The 868-nt window shown below is 32.0% G+C and carries 1 protein-coding gene and 1 pseudogene; both read right to left on the bottom strand.

The genetic code is table 11. The features are described 5' to 3' along the window. Positions 1-110 (bottom strand): annotated as a pseudogene (locus D1841_RS19435) (transcriptional regulator); the annotation flags it as partial. Positions 111-258: 148 nt separating this feature from the next. After that, complete coding sequence (locus D1841_RS17640; protein ID WP_160201892.1) at positions 259-579, bottom strand: helix-turn-helix domain-containing protein; 321 nt, start codon at positions 577-579, stop codon at positions 259-261. Positions 580-868 lie beyond the last annotated feature (289 nt).

The following is an 868-nucleotide window of genomic DNA, read 5'->3' as shown; positions in this document are numbered from 1 at the left end:
GCTCTAATATAGTTTTTATTATGTCCAAGGTCGTAAGACATTTGATATTCAGAGACCTCCATTTTTAGTCTCAATTCTGTGATGCGTTCACCTATATATTTTGCTTTCATTACTGCCACCTCCATTTTCATTATGATAACTTTTTTAAAAAATATGATATCGGGCTGAAATGTGGCTTTTTTGTAAATAAGCCGGTAATAATTCTCTATTTTGTGTTTTATATATGGAATAAGGAGATTTAAACTACCAAAATGATCTTTAGTCAGATTGTTTTCTTTTTTGGCAAATTAGCTGCATGATATTCAGCAGTATTACCATGTCTTCTTCATCAAGTTGTTCCATATATTCCATCGCTTTTCTAATCATTTGTGGTCGTTCATTGTCAAAAAACTCTGATGGCGTTAGTCCGAAGTATTCGATGATATTAAATAATCCTGTTACTGATGGCAATGAGCGACCAGACGTAATCGCTCTGATATAATTTTTGTTGTGTCCTAAATCATAGGACATTTGATATTCAGAGACGTTCTTTTTTAGACGTAACTCCGTTATTCGTTCACCGATAAAACTTACATTCATTTTCATACCTCCCTGTGATATAGAATAACTTTTTTATAAGCCTTGTTATCGGGCTGAAATGTTGAATTTATTTTAAAATATGTAGTAAAAATTGTTTTTTATCGGGCTGAAATGTGGTATAATTCTTTTTAAGATTCTTATAAACTCATAATAACGTCAATACGCTATTGAATTGCAGTAATTTGTGCGTAGAGTGGTGAAAGGTCAAATTGTAATAGGAGAATATGATGAGAAAAGAAGCAGATTTTCTAACGAAACATCGGCAAAGAACGCTGGGATTAAAACAAAT

The sequence above is a fragment of the Neglectibacter sp. X4 genome (assembly GCF_009917365.1).
Taxonomy (GTDB): Bacteria; Bacillota; Clostridia; order Oscillospirales; family Acutalibacteraceae; genus Acutalibacter.
Note: the sequence above shows the minus strand (reverse complement) of the source record. Positions and strands in the feature narration are given on the sequence as shown.

What these genes read in the sequence shown, in the direction of transcription:
- D1841_RS17640 (WP_160201892.1), bottom strand. Translation starts at nt 579, where the DNA reads ATGAATGTAAGTTTTATCGGTGAACGAATAACGGAGTTACGTCTAAAA.